We start from the raw sequence: 26,395 nt of genomic DNA, 5'->3' as shown, positions 1-26,395 counted from the left end.
TTCATCTTAGAGTATTGTAACGATTTTAGATAAGGCTTTTTTAGGGACATAGAAATGATGCTGTTCATCCTGATAATAAGCCAAACTTTTTTGTGCCGGGACAATCGTACTCTGATGTGCCGGATGACCAATCGCGATTAAAACGCGTAACACTTCCTGATCTTTTATCAAAGAAGCGCCAGAAGACCCCGCTGCGATTGTTTCAATCGCACGGGGATGAATGACGCTTTTTCTTGTGGTCGTGCCATCCGCCTTTTGATGGGCCAGTTCTCTGCTCCGAAATATATTTTTTCAGTACATCAAGCGTAACGCCTCCTGAAGTTGCAATAAAGTAGCTTAGCGCCCAAAACTGCCCCTTCCAGAGATATTTCGAAATCTGACTGCCGTATCTCTTTTTAACATTTCTGGCAGTAACTCCCTTAATTACGCCAATTTGATCAGATATAGCATGTTTCGGAGAAAGCTCTGCCAAGATGTGAACATGATCCTTGTGATATTCCACTTCACAGACATGCCCATCCATGGATTCAATTAGTCGTACAATCTCTTCCTTTAAAAAGTTGCCGATTTCCTCCGTTATGCACGAGCGTCTGTATTTTGTCACAAAAACAATATGATAGTTTAGACTTTTCGGTGATCTCATCCTAGCATCTTTAGTTTCTTATTATAAGTACGCATTTTAAATTACTATACTATCTAAAAGGATACTATGGAGGCATTTATGGAATAGAAATTTCACTGCCCTGTTGAAGCAACCTTATCAGTCATCGGTGAAAAATACAAATGTATTATTCTGTATTACTTACTCAATGAAGGTACTTTGCGCTTTAGTGAACTCAGTCACCGCCTGCCGCAGGCAACGGCTAAAACGTTAACACAACAGTTACGCGATTTAGAAAACGACGGAATGATTCATCGCGAAGTCTATCCTGTTGTGCCGCCAAAAACCGAATACTCTCTCACTGTGCAGGGACGTTCGTTAGCACCGATCGTTGAGGCGATGTGTGCCTGGGGTGAACAAAACATGAAAAATTTGATCATTTCCTGATCAAATCTTTTCTTATACCCAGAAAGAAGGCTTAAGCCTCCTCTTCAGGATATTTCATATGCCACTCTTCGCGCGCATAAGTCATAATTTTCATCACGTCACGAGTATAATCCAAATGCATATCATAGCCTTCATCAATAGCCTTTTCCATGTCCTGCACTTCATAGACTAAGGCATCATTGGTATCGCCCGCTTCAATAACTTCCTGATGTCCATCATTAGTATAAGTAATGACCGCTTTTTCTCCGCGAGGGTATTCATACACTTCAATATAGCCCTGATCAAAAGCGATTGTGCCACGTTTTGGCTGTTTGGCATGTAAAGATAAAATAACCGTCGCCATTTCTTCCTCTTTATTTTGCAGTAATAAACTAGCCATTTCATCTACACCAGTTGGCGCGAATTTCACTTGCGTCTGAATATGAGTTGGTGTTGAACTCATAAAGAAACGCACAAAGGATAAGGCATAAACCCCGATATCCAGCATTGCCCCACCTGCTAGTTCACGGGAGAAGAAACGGTTTTTCATATTGTAATCCTTATAAGAGCCAAAGTTCATCTGAATCAGACGTAAAGGACCTAAACGACCACTAGCGACAATCTCATGCAGCTTTTTATAAAGCGGCATATGAAAGAGTGTCATCGCTTCCGCTAAAACGACATGATTATCCTCAGCTAAAGCAATCGCCTCGTCCAATTCATCACTATTTAAGGTAATAGATTTTTCACACAAAACATGTTTACCGGCTTTTAAAGCTTTACGTAAATACTGAATATGCGTGTTATGCGGGGTTGAAATATAAATGACGTCGACGTTTGGATCGGTGAAGACTTCATCAATCTCTTTGTATACTTTTTCAATGCCATATTCTTTGGCGAACGCAACGCCTTTTTCATATGTGCGATTGGCGACACTATAAAGGTTGCCCCCTTGTTTCTGCAGAGCCTCTGCTAACTGATGACCGATCACCCCGGTCCCAATCGTTGCCCAATTGTATTTTACTGCCATAGCGATACCTCCTGTTACTTTATTTCGTACTTTTATTCTATCACATTATTAAGTTACGTCAATAGCAAAAATAACGAAAATAAAAATTGTGAGTTGCCCCACAATTATAATTTCTCATCAACCATTAAGTTTTCGCATTTCGAGAGATAGTCATAGCTTTTCTCATGACCGACCGTCAAAAAGAGATAAAGCACTTCGATAATTGTCATCGCGGATACGCGAGAAAAATAGAATTCATTAAGAAATAGTTTTTCTCTAGTGGCTGACTGTAAGTGATAATCCGCCAGCAAGGCAATCGTTGACTGAGGATTATTCGTAATAGCTATCACCTTAGCCCCGCCTTCACGCGCATTGTGAATCATTTTCACGACGTCTTTCGATTCGCCTGTATTGGAAATCGCAATCATCACGTCCTGAGGTGTTAACGTCATCGAAAAAGCCAGCTGCGTTTCCCAGATTGTCCCCGCCATAGCGCGTAAGCCAATCTCATTAAACATATACTGCGCATTGATCGCCACCGGAATGGTATTGCCCACTGCGACAATCTGAATCATCGCCGCTTTGCTTAATAAAGCAACCACTTCTTTTAACTGCTTTTCATCGAGCAAAGATAATGTGGCTTTGATTTCATTCATTTTATTTGCCTGAATATTAGCGATTGATGTATGGATATCCTCTAAGGAAATTGTCGAAGAGACCTGCACATCTTCGCCTAAAACTACATCACGCGCTAACACAACTTTAAACTGATGAAAACTTTCCACACCGCATTTTTTGACGAAACGGCTGATCGTCGCTACACTCGTCTCACAGGCTTTCGCTAATTCGCTGTTATTCATATTGACCACATCATGTGCATGGGCGATGACATAATCAGCCACCTTCTTTTCCTGCGGGTAGAAATCATCATATAAACTATAGATCATGCTGATCACTGAACTTTGACTCATAAATATCTTGCCACCTTTAATAAAAACTGTTGATGTGATCGTACAAAAGTTCATCAAGATAGTCAAGTGTTCAGGCAAATAAAAAACCCGATCGTCACCGGGCTTACAAGGACTCCCTTAGCAGCAAGAAATAGGGTGATTCATCTCTCGATAAATCTTAGGGCATAAAGAAAGTGTTGTGCAAAAAATTAGAGACATTCTTCGTAAGGGTTGAAGAAGATGCTACTCAAGGGCACATTATTTTATTGCTTTCGGGAATAAGCAGAAATAACGCTTGCATGACATGAGGTCAGGTTTCGTGTTCGGGAGGAACCTTACTCATTTCCTTCGTCTGCAACTCCATCTTACTGCATATTACACTTTTAAGTTAGTACGGAAAATGCACACTTTAGAGACATAAATTGTACCAAAAAAGATCAGCCGTTTATAGCTGATCCTTTCATTTAGCCAAATACCGTCATCGTGACTGGTGTAATAGCTGTTAAGTCATAAGTAACTTTCTTCGTCGATTCCGTTAAGTAAACAAGGAATGGCTCGATTTTCTGATAGTTTTTAGCGCTGCCAGCCGCTTTGGTCTGACGAATAAGATAAACGCCAGCTTTTAAATTATTGAAAGTGATCTTGCCTTGCTTATTTGTTGTACGCTTGATACCTTTCTTACTGACTTTTTCGAGCTGTTTAGCGATTTGAATATTCTTGAGGGTATCATCAGAAGAAAGCGTCACTTTATTCTTTTGATACGCTTTTGTGAATACATAACCGCTTTTTCCTTCGCCAGCAACCTTGTTTAATGTAAAAGTCACCCCTTTAACAGCCTTTTTCGTTGCATCATCAGTATAATGAAGGAAAATCTTAGAAGCAGACTTGGCCTGTACTTTGTTTACAGAGACTGACAGGACAAGCAGACTCACCATCACGAAAATACTCCATTTCTTATGCATGTCCATCACCTCACCTTTCACTTTCATTATAGTCCTATATTCCTACATGCACGAGTCCCAAGAATGAAATTTTCATGACATAATTGGTTCTTTTCTTTTATAAGTATGAACATAATCCATCCTCATTGCAAGCAAAAAGAGCCCATTTTGAAAATTCTCATCATACTTTCACATATGTAGAAGAATAAAAGACTTACTTTTCACTTAAAAATTTGCTTCACCATAGTAATCTTTATGCCAGCAAAGCATGAGCGTTCGAACTATTTGTAGCTCATCATCAATGTATTCCTTTTGTTTTTAAAGCAATAGAAATAAAAATGAGTATTAAACCCCAAAGCCAATATTGAAAAATTCCCGTTCCGCCAGTATCTGGTAACACATAGGATTTCGTATTTCCAACAAGAAGCACATCATTAGAAACCATGACATTTTCAACCGAATTCACTAATTCTATATCGCCATTAACAGACACAGTAAAGCCAATAGCCTGATCCAGAGCTTTATACCCTTCAGGTGCTTTTGTTTCCACAAAATAATAAGTTGTATCAACATTTAAACCTGAAACTGATAATGTTCCATCTTCATTTGTTGTTAGTGTATCCCCAACTTGTGTTCCGTAAACAGATGTATGCGGAATATTTGTCGCACTATTTTCATTTTTAATGTACAACTGAAATTTTGCGTTTTTCAGTAATTTCGTTGTATCGCCTGCTTCAAACTTTTTCAACTTTATAGAAGCCTTTTTAATCGTCGTGCTCTTATTATTAATCACTACTAAAGATTCTTCACCACGGCGGTCTTTAACAGTATTAACTTTATAAATATCAAAGCGAAGCTGATTGGTATTCTTGCTTGGAGCGGTACAAGTGAACTGTTTTATTTGCGGATCATACGTCATCGCATAAGTGTTATCTCCATACCCAAAACGTAACCTGTTTTGTGAATCATAATACATATCTGTAATCAACGAAGAATCTGCAGAAACAAAACTGTCTTCTTCTCCAGACTTATTTGCAATTTTTAATCCACGATATTTCACATTTGAGAACTGCGCTGTATGCTCTTTTTTATTAGTTATTGTCCATAAGGTATCAGCTGTTGGAGTTGTATAAAGAGTTGACGAACTAAGCGAGCCGGTATTAGGAGTCACTAACCGTAATTTCCCTTCATGACTTGAAGCATTAGGTTGAACACCTAAAACTTGCGGAGTCGCTTGATTAGCCATTAAGACAACCTGATCGCCATTTACTAAATCACTTAACTTATCAACTTTCGTATAGGTATTAATTCCTGACGAAGGACTTACTTCAGATGCAAAATCTTTAGACTTTGTATCTTCTAAAACAGTATAAGTCCCATCATAATCAAGATTTTTCCAAGTGTATTGATAATGTTTTTCCGCGGTCAATGTCACTGTTGCTTCTTTAATAGCAGCCTTTTTTCCATCTTTATAAAGAGTCACCTGAATATCCTGTGGCGTAGTCCCAATATCCCAGCCTTTTTGAACTGTTAAACTCTTTACTTTCTTCTGATCATTTGCGATCTCTAAAATACTGTTTTCAAACTTTGCATGACTTTTTGAAAGCTTAGATACAATAGCTTTACCGGAATCACCATCTTTAACCCAATGAATTTGAATAGGTTCTGTTAACTTTTCATAACCGGATGGTGCTTCCTCTTCGACAAGATAGTATTCCCCAAATGGTAATTTTTCAAATGTATACGATCCTTCACTATTCGTTGTACCAGTATCTACTTTCCTGCCTGTCAGATCACTGCCAGGAATTTTCGTTGTTACACTGTTATCATAGCGATAGAGCGTGAATGTCGCTCCTGCTAAATATTTAGCAGCATCACGACTATCTTTTTTCCTAATTTTAAGCGAAGCATTCCCTTTTTCATAAGCCTTATTTGTCAGTGTAATCACTTTTTCATTTTCACTCACAGTTTTGGTTATTCTGACATAAACATCAAATTGAATATTTGGGTTAGAAGAACACGAAAAATAATTGCTTGTTGCATATTGATCATCGGTATTTTGTGTGAGAGACCAGTTAGATCCTGCACCAGAACCAATTTGCAGATACCCCTGCTTATTAAAATGCACTTGTGTTGCATTGACCCATGCAAGTGTTGTTGTCCCTGCCATCACCAAATCCACAGATTTTTTCACATTAACTATTTGAAGATTTGAATATTGGCTGTTTTTGAGCGCAACAACACCATTTTTATTATCTTGAATTGTCCAAAGCGAGTCAGCACTTGGAGCATTGACAATCTGATCATTATACTTATTAACTGTTTTCCATTCTAAAGGAGCGTGATCGCTACTTATTTGCGACATTTGTAACCCTAATGCCTGCGTAGTTGAACGATTCACTAACATAATTTGGGTACCATTTTCCAAGCTTTTAAAATCAGAATCCGAATATTTTTCATAATAAGTTATCGTATAATTATCTGTTTCAATAGGATAAAATACATCAGAATTTTCTTCTTTTACAACATAATGATCCCCATAACTATAAGGCACTTCATTCCAGCTATAAGACCAATTTTTACCATCGCTTGACTTCAATGTTACGGGATCACCATACGTTTTGCCATCAACATATAATTGAAGTTTAACTGCTTTCGCAACTGTTCCACTATCCCATGTTTTATAAACCGTAACCTTAATTGGCTGATGATCATCAGTAACAACTAACTTATTGCCATTCACACTAGCATATGTGATCGATGAATCAATAGTAATGCGCCCTTCTCCATCAACCGTAAAATCAAAGTCTTTTACACACTGGTAATCTTTTGGGGCACTGGATTCATGAAATGTATAAGTTCCCGGCGCAATTTTAAATGTTTTATTAGCTGTATCAGTTGTCCATCTTTTAATGGTTGCATCACCTTGTTTAATAACAATCGTCGCACCTGCTAAAGGTTTTCCTGCTCCATTTATTTTTCCGATTTCTATTTCTTTACCTGTTTCTGGAACATCATTCATGACGAATGTATAAGTCGTAATATTACTAACTGGAGCATTGGTTTCAAATGCTGCTTTATTATTAGAATCATAATTGCCAATTGTAATACGACCAAAAGCATCCATCTTAAAAACAATATCATCTGTTTCATTATAACCTGCAGGTGCTGATAATTCATGAATGATATAAGTTCCTTCTTCCGGAATTACAAATGTTTCTTCATCAGCTGTTGATGTCCAGCTTGCCGTAGTATTATTATCTCCTCTTAACTCATGCCCATTTTGATCTAAAAGTTGCTTACCGCTATCCGTTACTTTGAAAAACTGAATTTTTGCACCAGCAAGATTTTGTTTTGTTGCACTATCCTTTTTGATAAACTTTGATTCAAAAGGTTTCACTTTACAGGTTATTAAATTTTGAATGTTATTTTCTTCTGAATGATAGAGATAAAAAGTTGTTCTTTCATCTATTAATTTGCTTTCTTCGTCTGTTAGATGATTGACAAAGTTTCTAAGTGTTTCCTTTTGTTCTTTTAGTGAATTATCGTTATTCCACGGTGAATCATAGCCAGAAATGCCCATTTGCGTATATAATTCATTTTGCACAACAACATAATTATATTCGGCATGTGTGGCATAATAATAAAGAACGGCTTTTACTTTTTTATAATCACCGCCTCCCCCTTGGGCATTCGCTTTGTATACAACTTCTGTCGGGTTTATGATTTTCGTATAAGTACCTGTAGCCCCACTGCTATTTCCTGGTTCATGACGATCACTATTAATGCAAAATGACCAATTTGCATCTATCTGATCATTATGATATTTCACTACAATACGTCTATTTTTATTGCCTTCAAATGTATACGCACTATATTTAGTCTCTTCCGCAAAAGTATTTGTAATGCTGCCTAATATAATAACCATTAATAGTGATAAGCACAATAGTATCAGCTTTTGGCTCATATATTGATAACAATGATTTGTATTGATTTGCTTCATATTAACTCTCTCCTTATGTAGAAAATATAAGGTTACCTTACTGCCCTCATGTTTCTTCCATCCTATTTTAAAAGCAAACATATTTTTGGGCTATTGCCAAAAAAGGTCTTCTAAATGCAAAAATTGTACTTGACAGACAGTTATCTATCTGCTTATAAGGCTTCAATGATCAATGCATTTATATCCGCAACACTTTCCTTTAACTGCGGTAAATGAGATTTATCACTTACAATTTAAATAAATGGATCACGATCCACCAGTTGGAAACTCTCGCACCATTTCCGTATTTTCTTCAATTTTTGCACTATAATATGAAACTGTAATTTTTGTGACATAAAATGTCTTTCAAGACAAAAATGGCGTCCTACCCTTTCGATAGAACACCACTTCCATTTTAATCTGAACCATACACTGGTTCACATACCGGAAAGCAAAAGACATTTTTTAGGGACATATTCCTTATCCGTTTTCATTGATATATAGGCACAAGGATACCTGCGAATTCATTCGCGGGAGGAATTGTGCCATCCTCCTTCTCTATTTAACAGGCATATACCCACCTGCATGAATAATCTTCTCTACTTTCTTAACAGGCACTGACTTCTTGGCGTCTGTCACAACATATGTGCCTTTGTTATGAACGCCCTTTGCCCTATGCTTCTCTCCGCCAATAACAACAGTATCGCCAGGACGCAGTTTATAGTGGCTTCTTCTGATCACGCGTCTGCCTTTCGAAACTTTCCGCTCTCTGAATACGCGAAGGTTCTTCTCGGAGTGTCTTGACTCGCTTCTGTCTGTGCGTCCGCATGACAGCTCTGCACCTTTCTTTGTCTTGCCGTCTCGCGCATCAACGTATTTTGCATCAAAGAATTTTTCAAGGATGCGGTTATTCCGTCTCAGCTTCTGAAAATGCATAAAAGGCGTCCTGCGTCTTGGATGGAATTCTCCCATGGCGTAGGCGTCATTGGCATGCGACTTTTCAAGGTGTAGGACTCTTCTTGCCTCCTGCGTAGCAGCGCCATATGTCATGTGCCATTCTAAATCAGGGTGGGTGCTTTTCAGCGTTCTGAACATCTGCCATCTGACAGCGTTCATGAAGGCTGCGCCGTTAAACGGCTTCGTCCTAGGCTTCAGGTCGTACAGCTTTCCGCCCGGCTTGTGGTTTGCCGAAGTATGGCATTTTGTGCAGACGGTCAGCAGATTGCTCATGCGGTTCGTATGATCGCCTGTTTCGAAGCCGATATGATGCACTCTCAGAATAGCGCCTTCATCCGCGGTTTCCCCGCACACCTGGCATGTGTAATTGTCACGATAGAAAACGGCTTTTCTCAGCGTGTTCATGCCGTATCGCGGCCCCTTCTGATAATCATCGCCTTTAAGCACGGTGCCTGTTGCCTCAAACTCATGCATGGCGTGGACGTCAAACGAGCCCATTTCAAACGTGGCTGAGACTATCGGCATGACCTCAAGGAACCGCTCAAAAATACGGATATGCTGATCACGGATGTTTCTCAGCGACGGCGCCAGCCATCCTTCCTTTTTGGAAGCTGTCCGATTATCAAAACGGGGCTTTCTGTAGCGAAGCCTGTTTCTTCTTGCGCGGCGCATTTTCCGACGGTCATCGTGCCGCTTCTTCTCATCCTGAAGCATGTCAAATTGGCAGTCAAAATACTCGTGTTTTTCTGATTTGATGGATACACCAATATGTTTGTATCCCGTATCGCAGCAGTACTCGATCGGCTGCATATTCTCGCTTACGATTCTTGTAAGCATGATCGTGAACGGCTTATACTTAAAGATAACAGCCTTGCCGCTTTTCAGCAGCTTTCTTGCACGGTACTCGCTTGTCGGCATCAGCGGCTTTTTATCCGGCGCTACAACGCATACGCTCATGGAAATTCCTCCTTTCCTGTAAAATAATAACGTTTGAATATATAAACTTAATCAGCTGAGCTAAGATTGATGAATAAGTGTGCGCTTACGCACGCCTGCATACGCTTGCCAGAGGCAGTATATATGCAGTTTCTCCCTTTCAGGGTAGTTCCCATCGCCAAGGTTATCCGCAGTTGTGTATGACATGCACACTTCTCCTGCACGTCAGAGATGTTTAATGCATGCCCGCAGAGCGAGGGACGTGGGAAGAATCCCCAGGTGCCTGTATTTTTGCGGATAACGTAGTGCCCGAAACACATTAGGCTAATCAGCTAGTACATATGTACCGACGCCAGTCTTAGACTTGCGCGAGACAAGCCTGCGACTTTAGTCGCGGGTAGTTGACATTGATAATACCTGCTCAAATGTCATGATCACAGTAAATTCTTCATTACAGCTTTCTCGCAAGTGGCAAAAGATGTGAAACCATAAGCTTGCATTTATGTATGGTGTTTAAATACGTAGTGATGATAACCATAATCACGAACACAGAAATTACCGTCCTGATCTGTTCTTAGGATATAGATATTGCGTTCCTGTAATCGTTTAATGACAATATCACTAGGATGTCCATAAAAGTTATTTTCGCCAACACCGATAAAGGCAATCTTCGGATGGATCATTTCAAATAAAGAGACCGATGATGAATGTTTTGAGCCATGATGGCCAACTTTTAGAACGTCCACATCCAAATGATGGTATTTCTTAAGTAGAGCTTTCTCCCCTACTTCAGAAAGATCACCGGTAAATAAGTAATGATAATCATGTAAAGTGACATATTGGATATTACAGTCATCATTTTTATTGCCATAATGATGGCCGGTTTTTAAAAACTTAATAGTCATCGGACCTATAGTTTTCTCTGGCTTTGGAGACATAATGACCTTCTTAACCTTAAAATGTTCTTTTAATGAAGACAAGGCGCCGGAATGATCATAGTCAGTATGAGAAATATAAACACCATCTAAGTGATCAATCCCTTGAGATTTTAAGAAAGGAATCACGGTTGTGGTGGCGACATCATAGCGAATATTACCACCCGTATCAATGAGATAGTTACCTTGATTATAAGGTAAGCGAAAATAGCTACAATCTCCTTGACCGACATTAATCATCCCTATTTCGCTATAGATCTTGTACTTAGAATACACATGAAAACTGATCATCAAAGCACATAAGAAAAGGACTGTACGTTTGCTTGGCTGATGCATTTCCCGTTTATAAAGCAAAGTAAAGTAAGCATAATAATAAAGACCCATAAATAATAAGGTTGGTTTCTGAAAGGTAATAGCGGAAGAGAGATCCCCTGTCATTTTCAAAATGTTGGTAAAGACATAAATCATCAGTGATAAGACGGGTTTGAAAATAGCGAAGAATAATGAACCTAATGTAATAATATAAAATCCTTCCACAAAAGGCATTAACAAATCTGCCAACAAAAACGAAACAAGATTTACACTGAAGTTTAAGGATAAGACAATGGGAATGGTACTTAAGTAAATCAAAAGCGGTGAGCCTTTTAAATCTTTCGTTAAAATGACAATCAGGTAAATAAAATAAGAGAAGACAAATGAAATGGAGTAAATAACATACGGATTATAAAGCAAATGACCAATAATAAGCAGCCCTAATATATCTAAGCGGTTAAGGTGCTTTTTAAAGATATCTCCTAAAACCAATACGAAGAATGCACGATGCAGAGAGATATTAAAGGGAATCATGAAAACATATAACCCAATCGTGATTTCCGCAAGAATATGCGCGATCTTTTTAGGCATCACAAAGCCATAAAGCTGAAAAAGCAGACTATAGAGAATCATGACATGCATTCCTGATAAGGCAAACATGTGCACAATGCTTAATGAAGTCATCGCACTATAATCACTTTTGATCTCTTCATCTTTTAATCCCAAAATAAATAAACGCTGATAAGAACGCAGCTTAACGTTATGACTGAAATGTTCTTCTAAAAGATTAGCGAGTGAGAAATGGCTTTGTTTTTTATACAAATGAGTCATATACATTTTGCCAATAATATGAGCCCCTTTAAGGTAATGATCTTCACTAAAACCATTGTCATTAGCGGCCTCATGGATCTTAATCGAGCGAGCACTAAAGCGAATTTCATCCTGATAACGGAAATGATCTTTGGTATAAACTTTGACCTTTCCATAGGTAGTTTTCACAATAATATGATTGGTATTGACAGTGACAACACGGCCGCTTAAATAATGTGGTAAACGCGGGGCATTGAGCATTCGTAATAAAGGCAGTGATAAAACGATAGCGACAAGCAAGTGCCGAAATGAGGTACGTCTTACCAAAAACAGACTATAAAATGCTAAAGCGATGAGAAAAAGCGGATGGACAAAACGACAGACAACAACTAATAAAGCAAAAATGGCGTAATAAAAAAGATGATATCTTACAAGCATAAATACTCCCGATAACTTTCAAAGCGCTTTTCGCCAATGCCTGAGACGTTCATAATATCTTCAATCCAGGCAAAGCGATGGGCTTTACGATAATCAATGATCTTTTGGGCGGTCTTTTCCCCAACGCCATTTAACTGCATAAAATCTTTTGCCTGAGCTTTATTAAGAGAAATCATCACTTTATGTCTTTTGGGTAAATAAATTGTCTGTTCCGCATGCACCTTTTCACTTAACGAGATCGCTTTCATATTAGCTTCCGGCAAAACACCGACGTCTTTCACAACATCTTTCAAAAGCATTCCTTCTTTAATCTTATAAGTACCATTTTTCTTAAAAGCCCCCGCCAAGGTAATACTAGGTGAACGTTTCTTTTTAACGGTTACTTTTTCAGGATGAACATAACCGTAAATGAGTGAGGAAATAATCAAAAGAACCAGGCCGACAAATTTTAATTTTTTCATATTAAAAAAGAGAATTCGTTATTCTTCGAATTCTCTGGTAATATGAAAATGATCATAGGCCAGCTGGGTCGCAATACGACCACGATGGGTTCTTTTGACAAGGCCTTTTTGTAATAAATACGGTTCGTATACATCCTCTAACGTCACCGATTCCTCACCAATACTCGCTGCTAACGCATCTAATCCGACCGGGCCGCCGCCATAACGATTAATAATGCCAAGCAGATAACGACGATCGACATCATCTAAGCCTAAGTTATCGACTTTTAAGCGATCCAACGCCTCCTGTGTACGGGCTAATGAAATGTGGTCATCATCATAAAACTGCGCAAAATCTCGTACTCGGCGGAATAAACGATTGGCAATACGTGGCGTTCCGCGGGAACGACGTGCTAATTCATATTTTGCATCATCATCCATCGCGAAGTCATAAACGCGGGACGTACGAGAGATAATCTTCGTTAAGTCTTCATCATTATAGTAATCTAACTTCGAGACAATGCCAAAACGATCACGCAGCGGAGCACTTAAATCTCCTGCTCGCGTCGTCGCCCCCACTAAAGTAAAGGGTGGTAAATCAATGCGGACACTGCGTGGTGTTTCTTTCCCGATCATCACATCGACACAGTAATCTTCCATAGCTGGATAAAGCACTTCTTCAACAACTTTGTTTAAACGATGAATTTCATCGATAAATAAAACATCACCTGGTGATAAAGATGTTAAAATGGCAACCAAATCACCTGTTTTATCAATGGCTGGTGCGGTCACAATTTTAATGCCCGCGCCCATTTCATGCGCAATAATCATTGCCATAGTGGTTTTTCCTAAACCAGGTGGACCATAAAGTAAAACATGATCTAATGATTCATCACGTTTTTTCGCCGCGGAGACGAAAATGCGTAAGTTTTCTTTAAGATCATTTTGACCGACATATTCATCAAACGAGGCTGGACGGAGACTTTCTTCATCGTCTTCGCGATGGGCCTTCGTATCTAAAACATCTTCAGCCATACCATCATTCCTTTCTATTATTTAACCATTAAAGCCAGGGCTTTCTTGACGTAGCCATTGGTATCAAGGTCTTCATCTTTTAAGCTGCCCATAACTTTATCGACATCTTTTTCTTTATAACCTAAAGCAACTAAAACTTCACAAGCTTCTTCATAAGCAGGATTATCCACCGGCATCGCTTCTAAACGCGTTAAGCCATCAAACTTCCCTTTTAAATCCAAAATGATCTGAGAGGCTGCCTTAGGACCAATACCTGGGAAACTTTTTAAATATTTCGTATTATCATTTTCTATGGCATTAATAATGTCATTAACTTCCCCGCTCGCTAAAATCGCGATCGCAGATTTCGGGCCAATCCCTTTCACCTTAATAAGCATTAAGAATAAATCTTTTTCTTTGGCGCTGCGAAAGCCATATAAACGCATATCATTTTCCGTAATAGACTGGAAAACATAAACCGTAACTTCTTCTTTTTTCTTATAAACATAAGGATTTGGCACGTAAATCAGATAACCAATTCCGTTATTTTCTAACACAATATGATCCGAATAAAATTCAGTAATAATTCCTTTGATATAATTGTACATAATTAACTCCTCGGCTTCTTATTCTAACACAAAAGATGGTAAAATGACACAGAGGTGATATAAGCATGAGAAGAATCTATTTTGCCCTGACATTTTCTCAGGAAGAAGAGGCCAGCTTACTGCAGTATCGCAGCCAGCTTATAGATTGCGCTTCCTCATTAAAGCCAATCCCCGAAAATTCTCTTCATATGACTTTAGCCTTTATCGGTGAAAGCGATGAAGATACGGTTACGGCGATGCGTGCGATCTTATCAGAAATCACTTTTAAACCTTTTTCCTTTACAGTGAGCGGCCTTGATTATTTTCCTGAAAGACAAGGAAAACGTCTCTATTATCTTACAACCAGCCATGATGAGGGATTATATGCCCTGCAAAAGCAGTTAACTGATCGTTTAAAAGCCCATAAACAGCCTTTTCATGACAAAGCCTTTCTGCCACATATGACATTAGCGCGGAAAACAGTATTGCACAAAGAGCCAAAATTTCCGATTTATTGCACCTTACATGTCTCGTCCATCCATTTGTTGGAATCAATTCCTTATGAAAATACCCGTATTGGGATCATCATCGACAATGAAAAAAGGGCTTGAGCCCTTTTTTAATCTGAGAATGTAAATTCAAAATCAAGAATACGAACGGTATCGCCGTCTTTCGCGCCCGAAATACGTAACCCTTCATCAACGCCCATATTACGGATCTGACGTGCAAAACGGTTAAAGCCATCATCCGTATATAACGCTGCCATTTGCACTAAGCGTTCAACCTTTTCGCCCGTTACAACAAATACCCCATTACCTTCGTTATGAATTTCAAACGGTGGTACATCATCTTCATCAAAGGAATAAACAACAGTATCTTCCTCCTCTTCTAAGGTTGAAAGTGGCGCTTTATCTAAAGTATCCGCAATGGCATATAACATAGCATCTAATCCTTCATGAATCGGCGCAATAATTGGGAAAACCTGCACATCATCACCAACTTTTTCCTTGAAACGTACTAAGTTTTCTTCTGCCTCATCCAAGTCCATTTTATTAGCCACGACAATCTGTGGACGATCTAATAAATGATACTTGTATTCGCCAAGTTCCTTATTGATCTGCAAATAATCTTCATAAGGATCACGTCCTTCACTTCCGGACATATCAACAACATGCACGATAACGCGACATCTTTCAATATGTCTTAAGAACTGATGACCCAAACCGCGTCCCTGAGAGGCCCCTTCAATTAAGCCAGGTAAATCAGCCATGACAAACGAACGGCCATCTTTAACCTGGACAACACCTAAATTAGGGACAATCGTTGTGAAATGATAATCCGCAATTTTAGGTCGCGCTTTCGAGACAACTGATAATAATGTCGATTTTCCAACACTTGGGAAACCAACCAAGCCGACGTCCGCTAATAATTTTAATTCCACTTTCAGGTTCATTTCTTCCCCTGGTTCACCACGTTCACAAATTGTTGGTGCTGGGTTACGTGAAGTCGCAAAACGCGCATTCCCGCGACCGCCGCGACCGCCTTTACAAACGATTGCATGCTGGCCATCTTTAACTAAATCGCATAAGATTTTCCCTGTATCTTCATCATAAACAACAGTTCCAACCGGTACTTTAATGACCATATCCGCCGCATCGGCACCATGCATTTTTTTGGCCATGCCGTTGCCGCCGGCTTTCGCAATATATTTTCTATTGTATCGTAAATCTAATAAGGTTGTCAGGGAATTGGTCGCCTGAAAAACAATCGAGCCGCCCTTTCCGCCGTCACCGCCAGCCGGTCCGCCTTTAGGAACATGTGCTTCACGACGGAAAGCCACAACCCCATCGCCGCCTTTCCCAGCGGCTGCATAGATTGATACCTGATCGATAAATTTCATCCTTTTTCCTCCTTTGGGGGATTAATTATTAAAAAAAGAATCCCAATGACGTTGGGACTCTTTCAATGACTTAAGCTGCTGGATAAACAGAAACCTGTTTTTTATCTCTGCCAACTCTTTCGTATTTAACAACACCATCAACTTTAGCGAATAAAGTGTCGTCTCCGCCTTTACCAACGTTTACACCTGGTAAGATCTTAGTTCCTCTCTGTCTGTAGATGATAGAACCTGCAGTACATTTCTGACCGTCTGATAACTTAGCGCCTAAACGTTTAGATTCAGAATCACGGCCGTTCTTTGTCGAACTAACACCCTTCTTAGAAGCGAATAACTGTAAATCTAATTTGAACATCATTGTTTTATGCCTCCTGATTTATAATTCTTATGTACGTTCCATAGTTTTCTTCAATATTTTCAAGAGTAGTGATCAAAGTCTCTAGTATCAATTGATGTTCACTCGTCATATTTTTTGAAGTAATGGAAACGTATCCTTCTTTGTATACGATTGTCCCTATGTCGAGAAAGTTGTGATTTGCCAGGGTATTGCATACCCCTGTCGTCACACTGCTGACACCGGCACAAACAAGATCCTTACCATACTCTCCGGAATTGGCATGACCACTGATAGTGATCTCCTGCACAATCCCTTGATGTCTGGTAATGTGAACTTTTATCATAATTAAGCTAAGATTTCTTTAACTGTTAACTTAGTGTAAGGCTGTCTATGACCCTGTTTTTTATGATAATGTTTCTTTGGTTCATACTTGAAGATTGTAACCTTCTTTTCTTTACCCTGTTTTTCAACAGTTGCTGTAACAGTTGCGCCTGCAACGTATGGGTTACCAATCTTAACAGTGTCATCACCAACTAATAATACCTTATCAAATGTGTAAGTTTCGCCAGCTTCAACATCTAACTTTTCTACAAAGATCGTGTCTCCAGCTTCAACTTTTAACTGTTTTCCACCAGTTTCAATAATTGCGTACATTGATGTACCTCCTTCTCATTTTTCTTAGACTCGCCAACCAAGGCAGTACTTTGTACCTTTAATACCTTTTATGTGCGGTTGTAGCTAGAGGTCTACAACGTAGTTATACTATCACGAAGAGCCCCTGCTCGTCAATCACTTTTTCATCTTTTCAAGCACTTTTCTTGGACACGCCTGATCATAAACCTCTTTTAGTTTTTCTTTTGTCACATGCGTATAAACCTGGGTGGTAGAAAGATGCGCATGCCCTAACAATTCCTGCACAACCCGCAAATCCATTCCAGCATTTAATAAATGCGTCGCAAATGAGTGACGAATGGTATGCGGATGAATTTTACGCAGCGGATCATAATGGGCCATTACTTTATTTAAAATCTTTTCCACTCCGCGACTGCTAAGCATCCCTCCCCGGCTATTGACAAAGACATAATGGTGATCCTGATGATACGAAGCCATGAGCTCTATCCGGGCTTCTTCTAAATACTTCACTAACCACGCCTTCGCATAATCATGGAAAGGCACATCACGTTCTTTCTGCCCTTTCCCCATGATACGCAAAAATTGATCATCAAGATGGACATCCTCGATACGTAAATGCACGACTTCTGACACACGTAATCCCGATGCATACATTAATTCGATCATCGCTTTATTACGCACGCCTAACAAAGTGTCTGTCTCAATCGAGTCAAGCAAGGCAAGCATTTCTTCCTCATATAGGAAATCGGGATGACGTTTACTTTCTTTTAACGAAGTAATCAGTTCAAAAGGATTCCCCTTTACCATTTTCTGACGTTCTAAATATTTATAAAAAGAGCGCAATGACGATAAACGACGATTAATTGTGGTATGCGACAGTTTTTGACTGCTTAAAGACATCACATAACCACGCGCTGCCAAATCATCAATATCCAAAAGGGAAGTGATACCTTCCTGTTTAAGGTACCCTTCAAAATCCGTAAGATCATGACGATAAGAGGTGATCGTCAGATCACTATAACGCTTTTCAAAGTGCAGATAATCAAGAAAACGATCCTTAGGCGTTTTCATTTAAGAAAGACTCCATACTCGCAATGGCGCGCTTCGCATACGCTTCCTTCTTTTCCTTTTTCTTCACGCGCTGCGCTAAATCAGGCAAAATACCAAAATTGGCTTTCATCGGCTGGAAGTCTGCTTTTGAGGCATGGGTAATATAATGAGCTAAGGCTCCCATCACTGTCTCATTGGGGAAGACCAGCGGCGTTTTCCCCTGCATCAGTCTTGCCATATTGAGACCAGCAGTTAAGCCGGACTGCGCTGATTCCACATATCCTTCAACCCCCGTCATCTGACCAGCAAAGAATAAATCATCACGGTCTTTATACTGATAAGTTGGTCGTAAGAACAATGGGGAATTCAGGAAACAGTTACGATGCATCACACCATAACGGACAATTTCCGCATTTTCTAAACCAGGAATCATGTGAATAATCTTCTTTTGTTCGCCCCATTTTAAATGTGTCTGGAACCCCACAATATTGTAAAGACTGCCAATGGCATTATCCTGACGTAACTGCACCACCGCATGGCTGCGCGGCCCGTTATCTTTTTCTAAGCCAACTGGTTTCATCGGGCCAAATAACAGCGTCTGCTTACCACGCCGAGCCATTTCTTCAAATGGCATACAGCCTTCAAAAAACTTCTCTTCATAATCATGAGGCACGACGCATTCCGCGTTCATTAAGGCATCATAGAAGGCATCAAACTGCGCTTCATCCATCGGGCAGTTAATATATTCCGCATCTCCTTTATCATAACGGGATTTATAATAAGCAATATCGAAATTAATAGAATCTTTGGTAACAATAGGCGCTGCCGCGTCATAGAAATAGAAATATTCTTTTTGTCCTAAATATTCCCCAATAGCCTGGGATAATGCATTACTTGTCAAAGGGCCGCTGGCAATAATCGTTGGCCCTTCAGGAATTTGAGTCACTTCTTCATGAATAACCGTCACTAAAGGATGATTCGTAATAGCCTCGGTAACGGCTTTCGCAAAGCCATAGCGATCAACCGCTAGCGAGCCGCCAGCAGGCACTGCATGTTCACGGGCAATCTTAATAATCAGGGAATCATTCATCGTCATTTCCTGTTTTAACACCCCAACGGCATTTTTCAGACCATCAGCACGTAACGAATTGGAACAAACCAATTCCGCAAAATATTCAGTTTTATGGGCATCAGTTGATTTCACCGGACGCATTTCGTAAAGATGGACAGGAATGCCTGCTTTTACTAACTGGTGGACCGCTTCACAGCCGGCTAATCCGGCGCCAATGACATTGACATAATTTTCCATTTTATTCTCCTTATTAGGAAAGGACTGCTTACGCAGCCCTTTCGTTTATGCTTCTTTTGTCTCTTCTTCCTTAACCTTTTTCTTTTTAGGTTTCGGTTTGATGTATTTACATTTTGGATAATTTGAACATGCTTCAAATGGTCCAAAACGTCCCTTCTTGTAAACCATCGGTGAGCCGCACTTTGGACAAGTTTCACCCGTTTCCTGATTTGTTTTATCATTTTTATCCTTCAGGATGGTCTTACATTCCGGATAGTTTGAACAAGCGATAAAATCACCAAAGCGCCCGCGTTTGTAAACCATTGGCGCACCGCAGTTCGGACAGATATCACCGCTCTCCTGACCGATTTTATTATTAGGATCAGCTTTAATATATTTACATTCCGGATAATTTGAACAAGCTACAAACTCGCCATAGCGCCCTTTACGAATAACCAGATCACCGCCACACTGCGGACACTTTTCACCAGTTTTCTGAGGTTCGATCTTTGGCATTTTCTCATAGGCCGTTTCCAGCAATGGTTCAAATTTTTCTTCGAAATGGGAAATCGCATTGACATAAGTATCATTGCCCTGAGCAATTTCATCAAGTTCGTTTTCCATTTTTGCCGTATATTCGACATTAATAATAGAATCAAAGAATTCAACCAATTTTGAATTCGTTAATATCCCTGATTCCGTTGGTTTAAAGGCTTTGTTTTCGAGTTCCACATACCCGCGGCTGACAATCGTATCAATGATCGTCGCATAGGTTGATGGACGGCCAATACCTAATTCTTCAAGTTCCTTAATCAGCTTCGCTTCGGAATAGCGCGCTGGCGGTTTCGTAAAGTGCTGGGATTTATCAACTTTTTCCGCATTCAAGATTTCGCCTTCTTCAAGCGGCGGTAAGAGTTCATTATTTGATTTTTCATAAGCGCTATACGCTCTTAAATACCCATCAAATTTCATCACGCTGCCGGAAGCATTGAATTTATAGCCATTATTGTCTAAGACAACAGAAGTGGCATCCATCGTTGCCGGCGTCATTAATGAAGCAATCGCCCGTGCATAAATCATCGCGTACAATTTATACTGTTCCGCAGTCAAATGTTCTTTGATTGATTCAGGTGTTCTTAAGATAGAAGTTGGACGAATCGCTTCATGGGCATCCTGCACATTTTCTGTCTTTTTCGCAACTTTTGCTCTTCCGACATAATCTTTCCCATATTTTTCTTCGATATATTTCTTCGTTTCATTAATAAATTCAGGCGCTAAACGAATGGAATCGGTTCTCATGTAGGTAATTAAACCCACAGTTTCCTGACCTAAATCGACCCCTTCATAGAGACGCTGAGCAATACTCATCGTGCGTTTCGCTTTGAAGCCTAATTTCGAAGAAGCTTCCTGCTGGAGCGTCGAAGTAATAAACGGTGCTTTTGAATTCTTCTTTTTGACACTCTTGGTCAATTTTTCAACGGTGAAGTCTTTCCCTAAGGCTTCGAACGCTTTCGTTGCTTCTTCACCATTATGGATTTCTAACTTCTTTGTTTTATACTTCGTTAAATCAGCTTCAAAAGGAATCTGATCTTTAATAAAGGATGCCTTAATCTTCCAGTATTCTTCTGGTACAAAAGCATTGATTTCATCTTCCTTTTCGCAAATCAGTCTTAATGCGACTGACTGTACACGGCCAGCTGATTTTGATTTAATCTTACGCTGTAATAATTTCGATAATTTAAACCCGATAATACGGTCGAGAACTCGTCTCGTCTCCTGGGACTTGACTAAGTTCTGATCAATCTTACGGGGATGTTCCAACGCCTGTGTCACGGCATTTTTCGTAATTTCGTGAAAAACGATACGATTGTCCTGATCCATATCGATCCCTAAAACCTGTGCTAAATGCCACGAAATAGCTTCTCCTTCACGGTCCGGGTCGGTTGCCAGATAGACATCGTCCGCTTTTTTGACATACTCTTTTAATTCTTTAACAGTCTCTCTTTTATCGCGAGGGATGGAATATTTTGGCGCATAATCATTGTCCTGATCAATTCCTAAGCCATCTTTGCCGCTCTTTGATAAATCGCGGATATGACCCTTCGATGATGTCACAATATAATCTTTGCCTAGATATTTCCCAATTGTTTTTGATTTAGATGGTGATTCGACAATAACCAAATGTTTCATGCCTCTCGCCTCCTTCGCTTACTTAAATTAAACGAAAAATTTTTGTTTGTCAATATGCAAACTTTTTTAAGCGAGCAGAAATGAGACAATATTCACATATTAGGGTCTCATTCATCAAGCAGAATATCACATGATGAAGCACAGATCGCTCCCTGCGAAATCAGATAATTCGTACCTGGCGGATCTTCATTCACCCGTCCCGGAATGGCATAGACATCTTTTCCTTGTTCTAAAGCATGACCAACACTCACCATTGTACCGCTTTTTAACTGTGCCTGCACGACTAACAGCTGATCACCTAAACCAGTAATGAGGCGATTACGATTTTTAAAATACACTTTCTGCGGTTTCGTCATTCCCGGATATTCGGAAATAACTAACTGTGTGCGCATTAACTGCTGATAAAGTGAACGATGCGCCGCCGGATACACTTCATCAATCCCACTGCCAAGGACGGCAATCGTCACCCCGCCGCTATGCATCGCCTCATTATGGGCCATACTGTCAATCCCATAAGCCATTCCCGAGACAATGCCATAACCATTTTCCACCAAAACGTGAGTGTACAGTTTTGCCATTTTCGCGCCATAAGCATTAGGATGCCGGCTGCCCACAACGGAAAACATACGATCGCGAGAAAGCAATGATACATCACCATAATAATAGAGGACAAATGGCGGATCATAAATTTCTTTTAAGCGCGCTGGATACTGCTCATCCACAATTGTCAGATAAGAGGCCTTCATTCCTCTTTTTAACTGCTCGAACAAAGCCGTATCAACACTTTCTTTTTCTTCTAAAGCGCGATAAATCTTCCGAAAATCACCAACATACTTTAATGAAAAGTATAATAAAGTCTCACGCATATCATTATTCATAGCGATCACCTAACTCTCCATTCGCAAAGGCATTTTGTGCATATAAAGTATAAACTAAGGCAATAACACGTGAAAGATTCTCATAACTTACAAATGACGCTAAAAAACAGCCATAAAGATAAAGAAATTTCTCATCATCAATAACACCTGGAATCATCAGCGTTTCCTGGTCATAAACAAGATTGTAAAAACCATCGGCAATCACATAGCGCGTTTCATCATCAGCGAGCATTCGATATACACCTTCATGAAAGGCATACATATGCTGGAAAGTTTCCATAACATCCTGTTTTGATTCCATATGCGGCGCTTGCGTTAAAGCAAAAAGCGGATAAACAATATGTTCAAAAAAATCTTCATGCTTATTAACACGAACAGCCATGATCTGTCCTTTTTTAACTCTAATTGATGCTTCGATCATCTTCATCACTCCCCTCTAACTCTAATAATCTGATAGCGACATAACAGATCATATCTAAATGTGGCACATAAATATCATCTAATTCATATAAAGCCATCAAAAATGCAGCGCAATACGCTTCAATACCAGGCCACCGTTTCACCTTGGTACTCGTCCGAATTTCAACACTAGCAGTCCCATCCGACAATGGTGTCGCATCAATCGACAGTTCTACATAAGGCACATCATACTTCTCGAAGAAGGGAAAATCCTTTAAATCCCCATGAGCCATCAGATAACGAGCCGCTAAAAATGAATATTCAATGTATTCATAACCCTCAAGGACTTCTTCAAAAGTTGTTGCTTTTTTAATATATCCCTCCAAAAAAAATTCAACTAAAAAACGTGTAAATTCAAGCGTGATATCACGTCTGATGTAGCTGATCGTGACCACATCATTTTCCATTGATGCATAGAGCGCAGTAAACGGGGCGTCAGCGACGCCCCGTCAATGTATGTGGACGGTCTAACCGGTTTACGCTAAGATGATTTTCTCATATCAATGCCGTTGAATTCTAATCTAAAAGCATTCGCTATTAACCGATCTAAGCATGCATCTGCATAGGTATCATTTTGAAATAATTCATACCATCCTTTAACCGGAACCTGTGATACAACGATAGTGGTTTTCCTAGCCTCTCGGCTGTCAAGAATTTCAAACAGTCTTCTGCAGGTATCAAAGTCCAAAGGCATGAGTCCAAAATCATCAATGATCAGGATATCAACTGTGGATAATTCTATGAACTCTTTATAAGTTGCATCTGCATCATTAAGCTGCTCAATTCTTTTGATTTCATTCATTAACAATGATGCTCTTGTATATCTAACCGTTTTGTTTTTATGCATAGCAGAAATCGCTAGTGCATTGACATAATAGGTTTTTCCTGATCCGCATAATCCTGTTACCAGAAGGTTTCTACCCTGATCAATCCAGTCTGTCGAGTTGTTAAGCCTTTCGATTGTTGTCGTATCAAGCTGCCTTCTAGCATCATATAGGCTTTCATCAAAGTAGGCTCCTGGATATTTCAGCTCAGCATGTTTGACCAATCTTTTAAACTTTTTCAGCTGTCTGGCATTCCATTCAGCCATAACAATTTTATTAAACCTTTCAGAAAATGATAAAAGATCCACATTAGGATCGTTCAGCTGTGCTTCAAGCTCTGAAGCCATTGATGACAAGTGCATTCTTTTTAATATAAAGCATAATTTTGTGAGATTTTCCTTTTCTTCAGTCATTTTTTCTTGTTTATTCATTATTTAAAACTATCCTTTCCTCTAATATTTTTATGCTTTGGCAGAGCATTATTATGATTTGATTCATTATCTGATGAGCTTGTCAGATTATTATAAATTTTCTTGAAATAGCTATAGCCTATAACATTACTTGCGAGGCATCGTTTAGCCGCTTCCTCAGCTAATGCTTTTGGTTTGCCCTTGATCAGGTGAAGCATACCGTTACAGCTTTTATAGGACTGCTCTTCAAATTCAAAAGACGCAATAATTCTTTTGATATATTCCTTTGTTTGGGGACCAAAGGAGCCGGCCCAATTGATATAAGTTTCAGCATTATAATTATTCTCATCGTAATAATACTGATGGGAAGCAGGCATATGCTCCTTCTCGGTAATATATTTTGGGAATGGTTTAAAAGCTCTATCATGTGTACAAATTAAATTATTGTTTTCATCAGTGATAATAATTTGATTTTTAGATGTTCTTACAAGCACCATGCGGTTATAATACTTGTAGGGAACAGAATAATAATGATTGTCGATTAGAATATGGTAATTATTTGGTACTTTTACATATTTATAATCAAAGCAGGTGAATGGAGACATAGTCAACGGTCTCATTGCTGGTTTATCAAATTCGATAAACATATCTTTTCTGTTTCCTTTTGCGTTTTTATAAGGTCTCTGATTTAGCTTTTCCATTTCTAAGCCAATTACTTCGTTAAGCTCATCAAAGCTATTAAGCAATCGTCCTTTAAGCCTTGGCAGAAGATTCTGCTCAAGCCACTTAACGGCATGCTCCACAAGACTTTTTCCTTTAGGCTTACGCGGTGGTGCAGGTACTATAACCACGCCGTAGTACTGCTCAAAATCCCTAAGCATGGCATTGAGCACAAGAGAATCCTTGTTATTTTTAATAACTATTGTTTTTGGATTATCCGGCCTTAAAATACGGGGAAGTGCACCATAAAACGTAAATGCATCCGCTAATCCCTCTACGTAATTATTAGTCTTTTCATTAGGAAAAGCCTCACAAAACGTATAATCACTTATATCAATAGTTGTAACGAAGAAATGAGCCGTAAGCGGCTTGTCTGGATCATCAGGGTTTCTCACAATAGGCAATGTATCACCAATCCAGTCAATATACAGATTATTACCAGGAGATCTATTAAGAGCCATTTTTATGTTGTCATCAATATGGTGTTCCTTTCTCCAGTCTGCAAAGTATTTCTTAAATTGTGTATACTCATAGCCGTTACTATATTTTTCCTTATATTCGATCCATTGTTCAAACAGTGTTGCGTGCTGCGAACCAGTGATTTTCAGATACACATCTTTAAAATCAGGAAGCGGCCTGTTTCCTCGACGACAGGCAGACGGATAAAACTTCTGCTTAATTTCTTCTGGAGACATTAGCTTGAGTTCGCTCAAGGATATTCCCATCTTCTCATACTTCTTTTTGATATCCGTAATTACACTGGATCCAATCCCGCATCTTGCACGGATATCTTCATAAGTAAAGCCCTGTGCAAGCATTTCTAATATTTCTTCAATTGTAGTACATTTTTGCATAAAATAACCTCCTTCTGACTACACCTTATAGTGTAGCACCAAAAAGGAGGTAAAGTTCAATTTAATATCAAAAATATATAAATACAGACACACCGATGGACCGATTATGCAAACCGATATGCGTCTTAACAAACCGGTAATACTTTTAGATAAACCAGTCTCATGACTTATATAAACCGGGATACGTTTTTATAAACCGATTTAAACGTTTTATCAAACTGATCTCCGATTTGATAAACCGCACTTACGTTTGAGTACACCAAAGTAGCGTTTTATGAAACCGATCGAGTGATTAATGTAAACTGACAATAGCGTTCATACAAACCTGTAACACGTTTATCTAAACCACTATCCGTTCATCGAACCATTTTGGCTGAATTATGCAAACCGGTCAATGCGTCTAGAACACACTGATTAGTCCGACATATGCATCCATTGACATTTTTAAAATATTTTCTGACATATAATCATCCTTTCTATTTATATTGACTCATTTGAATCTCTCATTGAGCGTAAA

At 39.3% G+C, this 26,395-nt stretch carries 25 protein-coding genes and 1 other annotated feature; of the genes, 2 read left to right on the top strand and 23 right to left on the bottom strand.

Features of this window, described 5'->3' with window-relative positions:
* Nucleotides 1–6 precede the first annotated feature (6 nt).
* Both SG0102_RS15345 and tnpA read right to left on the bottom strand, forming a co-directional pair.
* Nucleotides 7–171, bottom strand: coding sequence for a hypothetical protein (locus SG0102_RS15345; RefSeq protein WP_157982982.1), 165 nt, complete (start codon nt 169–171; stop codon nt 7–9).
* A gap of 31 nt (nt 172–202) precedes the next feature.
* Complete coding sequence (tnpA, locus tag SG0102_RS05425) at nt 203–643, bottom strand: IS200/IS605 family transposase (protein WP_125119023.1); 441 nt, start codon at nt 641–643, stop codon at nt 203–205.
* A 123-nt stretch (nt 644–766) separates the two neighbouring features.
* Between tnpA and SG0102_RS05420 the strand changes: the two genes are divergently transcribed.
* The gene (locus SG0102_RS05420) at nt 767–1,048 is read left to right on the top strand and encodes a winged helix-turn-helix transcriptional regulator (RefSeq protein ID WP_125119022.1); all 282 of its coding nucleotides are present in this window, start codon (nt 767–769) and stop codon (nt 1,046–1,048) included.
* Nucleotides 1,049–1,079: 31 nt separating this feature from the next.
* Here SG0102_RS05420 and SG0102_RS05415 read toward each other — a convergent pair whose 3' ends face one another.
* The 9 genes from SG0102_RS05415 to ruvA all read right to left on the bottom strand — a co-directional run bounded on the left by SG0102_RS05415 (nt 1,080) and on the right by ruvA (nt 14,359).
* Nucleotides 1,080–2,057 (bottom strand): Gfo/Idh/MocA family protein, encoded by a 978-nt coding sequence (locus tag SG0102_RS05415; RefSeq protein WP_125119021.1) that lies wholly within the window; start codon nt 2,055–2,057, stop codon nt 1,080–1,082.
* Between the two features lie 104 nt (nt 2,058–2,161).
* Complete coding sequence (locus SG0102_RS05410) at nt 2,162–3,007, bottom strand: MurR/RpiR family transcriptional regulator (RefSeq protein ID WP_125119020.1); 846 nt, start codon at nt 3,005–3,007, stop codon at nt 2,162–2,164.
* Between the two features lie 443 nt (nt 3,008–3,450).
* On the bottom strand, nt 3,451–3,948 hold the full coding sequence (locus SG0102_RS05405) for a SpaA isopeptide-forming pilin-related protein (RefSeq protein ID WP_125119019.1): 498 nt from the start codon (nt 3,946–3,948) through the stop codon (nt 3,451–3,453).
* Between the two features lie 277 nt (nt 3,949–4,225).
* Nucleotides 4,226–7,930, bottom strand: a complete 3,705-nt coding sequence (locus tag SG0102_RS05400) for a SpaA isopeptide-forming pilin-related protein (RefSeq protein WP_162300184.1) — start codon at nt 7,928–7,930, stop codon at nt 4,226–4,228.
* 537 nt (nt 7,931–8,467) lie between these two features.
* Complete coding sequence (gene iscB / locus SG0102_RS05395; protein ID WP_125119017.1) at nt 8,468–9,823, bottom strand: RNA-guided endonuclease IscB; 1,356 nt, start codon at nt 9,821–9,823, stop codon at nt 8,468–8,470.
* A gap of 479 nt (nt 9,824–10,302) precedes the next feature.
* The gene (locus SG0102_RS05390; protein WP_125119016.1) at nt 10,303–12,297 is read right to left on the bottom strand and encodes a ComEC/Rec2 family competence protein; all 1,995 of its coding nucleotides are present in this window, start codon (nt 12,295–12,297) and stop codon (nt 10,303–10,305) included.
* Nucleotides 12,288–12,758, bottom strand: coding sequence for a ComEA family DNA-binding protein (locus SG0102_RS05385; protein WP_125119015.1), 471 nt, complete (start codon nt 12,756–12,758; stop codon nt 12,288–12,290). Before SG0102_RS05385 ends, SG0102_RS05390 begins: the two co-directional genes overlap by 10 nt.
* An 18-nt stretch (nt 12,759–12,776) precedes the next feature.
* Nucleotides 12,777–13,772: a Holliday junction branch migration DNA helicase RuvB gene (gene ruvB / locus SG0102_RS05380; protein ID WP_125119014.1), complete on the bottom strand. Its 996-nt coding sequence runs from the start codon at nt 13,770–13,772 to the stop codon at nt 12,777–12,779.
* Nucleotides 13,773–13,789: 17 nt separating this feature from the next.
* On the bottom strand, nt 13,790–14,359 hold the full coding sequence (gene ruvA / locus SG0102_RS05375) for a Holliday junction branch migration protein RuvA (RefSeq protein WP_125119013.1): 570 nt from the start codon (nt 14,357–14,359) through the stop codon (nt 13,790–13,792).
* A gap of 65 nt (nt 14,360–14,424) precedes the next feature.
* Between ruvA and thpR the strand changes: the two genes are divergently transcribed.
* Nucleotides 14,425–14,949, top strand: a complete 525-nt coding sequence (gene thpR / locus SG0102_RS05370) for an RNA 2',3'-cyclic phosphodiesterase (RefSeq protein ID WP_125119012.1) — start codon at nt 14,425–14,427, stop codon at nt 14,947–14,949.
* Nucleotides 14,950–14,957: 8 nt separating this feature from the next.
* On the opposite strand, the gene obgE is transcribed toward thpR, so the two are convergent.
* The 12 genes from obgE to istA form a co-directional block, all read right to left on the bottom strand.
* Nucleotides 14,958–16,238 (bottom strand): GTPase ObgE, encoded by a 1,281-nt coding sequence (obgE, locus tag SG0102_RS05365; RefSeq protein WP_125119011.1) that lies wholly within the window; start codon nt 16,236–16,238, stop codon nt 14,958–14,960.
* A 70-nt stretch (nt 16,239–16,308) separates the two neighbouring features.
* Complete coding sequence (gene rpmA, locus SG0102_RS05360; protein WP_125119010.1) at nt 16,309–16,593, bottom strand: 50S ribosomal protein L27; 285 nt, start codon at nt 16,591–16,593, stop codon at nt 16,309–16,311.
* Between the two features lie 4 nt (nt 16,594–16,597).
* Complete coding sequence (locus tag SG0102_RS05355; protein ID WP_125119009.1) at nt 16,598–16,915, bottom strand: ribosomal-processing cysteine protease Prp; 318 nt, start codon at nt 16,913–16,915, stop codon at nt 16,598–16,600.
* A gap of 2 nt (nt 16,916–16,917) precedes the next feature.
* Nucleotides 16,918–17,226, bottom strand: a complete 309-nt coding sequence (rplU, locus tag SG0102_RS05350; RefSeq protein WP_125119008.1) for a 50S ribosomal protein L21 — start codon at nt 17,224–17,226, stop codon at nt 16,918–16,920.
* 16 nt (nt 17,227–17,242) lie between these two features.
* Nucleotides 17,243–17,316 (bottom strand) — a sequence feature (ribosomal protein L21 leader region).
* 45 nt (nt 17,317–17,361) lie between these two features.
* Nucleotides 17,362–18,276 (bottom strand): tyrosine recombinase XerC, encoded by a 915-nt coding sequence (xerC, locus tag SG0102_RS05345; RefSeq protein ID WP_125119007.1) that lies wholly within the window; start codon nt 18,274–18,276, stop codon nt 17,362–17,364.
* Nucleotides 18,263–19,564, bottom strand: a complete 1,302-nt coding sequence (gene trmFO, locus SG0102_RS05340) for a methylenetetrahydrofolate--tRNA-(uracil(54)-C(5))-methyltransferase (FADH(2)-oxidizing) TrmFO (RefSeq protein ID WP_125119006.1) — start codon at nt 19,562–19,564, stop codon at nt 18,263–18,265. The genes xerC and trmFO overlap by 14 nt, the downstream gene beginning before the upstream one ends.
* A 45-nt stretch (nt 19,565–19,609) precedes the next feature.
* A complete protein-coding gene (gene topA, locus SG0102_RS05335) occupies nt 19,610–21,733 on the bottom strand; it encodes a type I DNA topoisomerase (RefSeq protein WP_125119005.1) in 2,124 nt (707 codons plus the stop codon).
* A gap of 107 nt (nt 21,734–21,840) precedes the next feature.
* Nucleotides 21,841–22,611, bottom strand: a complete 771-nt coding sequence (gene dprA, locus SG0102_RS05330; RefSeq protein ID WP_231999860.1) for a DNA-processing protein DprA — start codon at nt 22,609–22,611, stop codon at nt 21,841–21,843.
* Nucleotides 22,604–23,032 (bottom strand): hypothetical protein, encoded by a 429-nt coding sequence (locus SG0102_RS05325; RefSeq protein WP_125119004.1) that lies wholly within the window; start codon nt 23,030–23,032, stop codon nt 22,604–22,606. The genes dprA and SG0102_RS05325 overlap by 8 nt, the downstream gene beginning before the upstream one ends.
* A complete protein-coding gene (locus SG0102_RS05320) occupies nt 23,013–23,477 on the bottom strand; it encodes a hypothetical protein (RefSeq protein WP_125119003.1) in 465 nt (154 codons plus the stop codon). Before SG0102_RS05320 ends, SG0102_RS05325 begins: the two co-directional genes overlap by 20 nt.
* 74 nt (nt 23,478–23,551) lie before the next feature.
* Nucleotides 23,552–24,325, bottom strand: a complete 774-nt coding sequence (locus SG0102_RS05315) for an ATP-binding protein (protein WP_125119002.1) — start codon at nt 24,323–24,325, stop codon at nt 23,552–23,554.
* On the bottom strand, nt 24,325–25,878 hold the full coding sequence (istA, locus tag SG0102_RS05310) for an IS21 family transposase (RefSeq protein WP_125119001.1): 1,554 nt from the start codon (nt 25,876–25,878) through the stop codon (nt 24,325–24,327). The genes SG0102_RS05315 and istA overlap by 1 nt, the downstream gene beginning before the upstream one ends.
* Nucleotides 25,879–26,395: the final 517 nt, after the last annotated feature.

The organism is Intestinibaculum porci, from assembly GCF_003925875.1.
GTDB lineage: Bacteria > Bacillota_I > Bacilli_A > Erysipelotrichales > Coprobacillaceae > Intestinibaculum > Intestinibaculum porci.
The sequence above is the reverse complement of the archived record's forward strand: the minus strand, read 5'-3'. Positions and strand labels throughout refer to the sequence as shown.

Coding starts and splice junctions, on each gene's coding strand:
- SG0102_RS05355 (WP_125119009.1), bottom strand. CDS start 16,915: ATGATAAAAGTTCACATTACCAGACATCAAGGGATTGTGCAGGAGATC.
- topA (WP_125119005.1), bottom strand. CDS start 21,733: ATGAAACATTTGGTTATTGTCGAATCACCATCTAAATCAAAAACAATT.
- SG0102_RS05320 (WP_125119003.1), bottom strand. CDS start 23,477: ATGGAAAATGATGTGGTCACGATCAGCTACATCAGACGTGATATCACG.
- tnpA (WP_125119023.1), bottom strand. CDS start 643: ATGAGATCACCGAAAAGTCTAAACTATCATATTGTTTTTGTGACAAAA.
- SG0102_RS05400 (WP_162300184.1), bottom strand. CDS start 7,930: ATGAAGCAAATCAATACAAATCATTGTTATCAATATATGAGCCAAAAG.
- rpmA (WP_125119010.1), bottom strand. CDS start 16,593: ATGATGTTCAAATTAGATTTACAGTTATTCGCTTCTAAGAAGGGTGTT.
- iscB (WP_125119017.1), bottom strand. CDS start 9,823: ATGAGCGTATGCGTTGTAGCGCCGGATAAAAAGCCGCTGATGCCGACA.
- trmFO (WP_125119006.1), bottom strand. CDS start 19,564: ATGGAAAATTATGTCAATGTCATTGGCGCCGGATTAGCCGGCTGTGAA.
- SG0102_RS05385 (WP_125119015.1), bottom strand. CDS start 12,758: ATGAAAAAATTAAAATTTGTCGGCCTGGTTCTTTTGATTATTTCCTCA.
- SG0102_RS05315 (WP_125119002.1), bottom strand. CDS start 24,325: ATGAATAAACAAGAAAAAATGACTGAAGAAAAGGAAAATCTCACAAAA.
- istA (WP_125119001.1), bottom strand. CDS start 25,878: ATGCAAAAATGTACTACAATTGAAGAAATATTAGAAATGCTTGCACAG.
- xerC (WP_125119007.1), bottom strand. CDS start 18,276: ATGAAAACGCCTAAGGATCGTTTTCTTGATTATCTGCACTTTGAAAAG.
- SG0102_RS05325 (WP_125119004.1), bottom strand. CDS start 23,032: ATGATCGAAGCATCAATTAGAGTTAAAAAAGGACAGATCATGGCTGTT.
- SG0102_RS05390 (WP_125119016.1), bottom strand. CDS start 12,297: ATGCTTGTAAGATATCATCTTTTTTATTACGCCATTTTTGCTTTATTA.
- SG0102_RS05405 (WP_125119019.1), bottom strand. CDS start 3,948: ATGCATAAGAAATGGAGTATTTTCGTGATGGTGAGTCTGCTTGTCCTG.
- obgE (WP_125119011.1), bottom strand. CDS start 16,238: ATGAAATTTATCGATCAGGTATCAATCTATGCAGCCGCTGGGAAAGGC.
- SG0102_RS05410 (WP_125119020.1), bottom strand. CDS start 3,007: ATGAGTCAAAGTTCAGTGATCAGCATGATCTATAGTTTATATGATGAT.
- dprA (WP_231999860.1), bottom strand. CDS start 22,611: ATGAATAATGATATGCGTGAGACTTTATTATACTTTTCATTAAAGTAT.
- rplU (WP_125119008.1), bottom strand. CDS start 17,226: ATGTACGCAATTATTGAAACTGGTGGAAAACAGTTAAAAGTTGAAGCT.
- SG0102_RS05415 (WP_125119021.1), bottom strand. CDS start 2,057: ATGGCAGTAAAATACAATTGGGCAACGATTGGGACCGGGGTGATCGGT.
- ruvA (WP_125119013.1), bottom strand. CDS start 14,359: ATGTACAATTATATCAAAGGAATTATTACTGAATTTTATTCGGATCAT.
- ruvB (WP_125119014.1), bottom strand. CDS start 13,772: ATGGCTGAAGATGTTTTAGATACGAAGGCCCATCGCGAAGACGATGAA.
- thpR (WP_125119012.1), top strand. CDS start 14,425: ATGAGAAGAATCTATTTTGCCCTGACATTTTCTCAGGAAGAAGAGGCC.